Source organism: Ensifer sp. 22460 (genome assembly GCF_052044935.1).
Lineage (GTDB): Bacteria > Pseudomonadota > Alphaproteobacteria > Rhizobiales > Rhizobiaceae > Ensifer.
In genome coordinates this window covers 1-495 of sequence record NZ_JBQENZ010000077.1, presented here as the reverse complement: position 1 = coordinate 495, position 495 = coordinate 1, and the positions used below count along the sequence as shown (strand labels likewise).

General features: G+C 65.5%; 1 protein-coding gene. It reads left to right on the top strand.

What is annotated here, in order from left to right; all coding sequences use genetic code 11:
• The coding region (locus ACTJKM_RS36070) for a hypothetical protein (protein ID WP_440661896.1) at nt 1-495 on the top strand (495 nt) is incomplete at both ends.

The following is a 495-nucleotide window of genomic DNA, read 5'->3' as shown; positions in this document are numbered from 1 at the left end:
CATCACGGATCCGGCCTCGTCCAACGTGGTCGAGGGCCAGGCGCTTGCCGGCAACTGGACGCTTTCGGCCGGCGCTGACGGTGTCAGCACCGTGGACGTCACGGTCGGCAACACCACGCAGACCCTGGCGCTGACGGCAGGTCAGTCGGTTGTGTTCAAGCTTGCCGAGGGCACGCTGACGGTCAATGCCGACAAGACCTGGTCGTTTGCTGCGGCCAGCAACCTCAACAATGCCGGTGGCGTCAACGTCACCTTCTCGCTGTCGGCCACGGATGCCGACGGTGACGCCACGAGCGACAGCCAGACAATCACCGTCACCGATGGTAGTGGTCCGTCGATCGAAGCGGAGGCGGGAACCGCATCGCTGACACTCGACGACCAGAACCTTGCGGACGGCTCGACGCCGGCCGGTTCGGACACGAGCAGCGGCACGATCGGCTTTACGGCCGGTTCGGATGCGATCGCGACGATCGTGTTCGGCAACACCAGCGGCCT